Source organism: Terrisporobacter muris (assembly GCF_024621905.1).
GTDB classification, from domain to species: Bacteria; Bacillota; Clostridia; order Peptostreptococcales; family Peptostreptococcaceae; genus Terrisporobacter; species Terrisporobacter muris.
In genome coordinates this window covers 1-1,217 of sequence record NZ_JANKBY010000580.1, presented here as the reverse complement: position 1 = coordinate 1,217, position 1,217 = coordinate 1, and the positions used below count along the sequence as shown (strand labels likewise).

Genomic DNA, 1,217 nt, shown 5'->3' with positions numbered 1-1,217 from the left:
AAAAGTAGTTATAAGTAATAAAAAAAATAAAGACATAAAATACAACAAGATAGTTTTTCAACTAAAAGAAAAAAATGATAAAGAATACTATCAAGTTGAAAAGTTTACAGATAAGCAAGTGTTTCATGAAAATATAGAGAAAAAAGATCTAAATGATAGAGTACTTGAATATATGAAAGAAAATTTCAAACAATTAAATGCTTGGTCAGGTAATACTAATTATGATGTTAAAATATCTAAAAAAGGAAAAGTATTTTTAAGTAAAAAGAAAAGTAATAACGAAAATATGGTTATCAAAGGACACAACAAAGAAAAGAATTACATTCTTAAAGAAGGCATGATTATTCAACCACTTATTGATTTAGGTATTTTCACAAAAGAAGGTAAAGTTGTAAACTCAAAATATGACAAGTACAAACAAATAAATAGATTTATAGAGATAATTGATGATGAAATTAAGAAAAATAATTATGAAGAACTTACTATATTAGATTTTGGATGTGGAAAATCATATTTAACTTTTGTTCTTTATTATTACTTTGTAGAAATTAAAAAAATAAATGTAAAAATGATAGGCTTGGATTTAAAAGAAGATGTAATAAAAAAATGTAATGAAATAGCTAAAAAATATAAGTTTGATAATTTACATTTTGAACTTGGGGACATAAACGGGTTCAAATATAATAATAAGGTAGATATGGTTATTACCTTACATGCATGTGATACGGCAACTGATTATGCATTATACAATGCAATAAAATGGAATGCAAAAATGATATTCTCAGTACCTTGTTGTCAACATGAATTCAACCATCAAATGAAGGCTGAAAACCTAGACATTTTAAATAAATATGGAATTATACAAGAAAGAGTAGCAGCTCTTATGACTGATTCGGTTAGAGGGAATTTATTAGAATGTGTTGGATACAAGACTCAACTATTAGAATTTATCGATATATCGCATTCTCCTAAAAATATATTAATAAGAGCATCGAAGTCTAATTTATCAAAAATTAAAAAAGAAAAATCTCTTCAACAAGTAAAAGCATTAATGAAAGAATTTAATTTTGATCCGACTTTATATAATTTATTAAAAAATGACAACTTAATTTAGGTATAAAAAACTCAAGGGCTAATGGTTCTTGAGTTTTATAAATACAATAGAAAGTAAATAGTTTGCTTAAAAACTTACTTATGCTATAATTTAAAAAATTATA

1 protein-coding gene is annotated in these 1,217 nt (G+C 23.8%); it reads left to right on the top strand.

Going from position 1 to position 1,217, the window contains the following annotated elements:
* The coding region (locus NSA58_RS20405; protein WP_257560953.1) for a class I SAM-dependent methyltransferase at positions 1-1,114 on the top strand (1,114 nt) is incomplete at its 5' end.
* Positions 1,115-1,217: the final 103 nt, after the last annotated feature.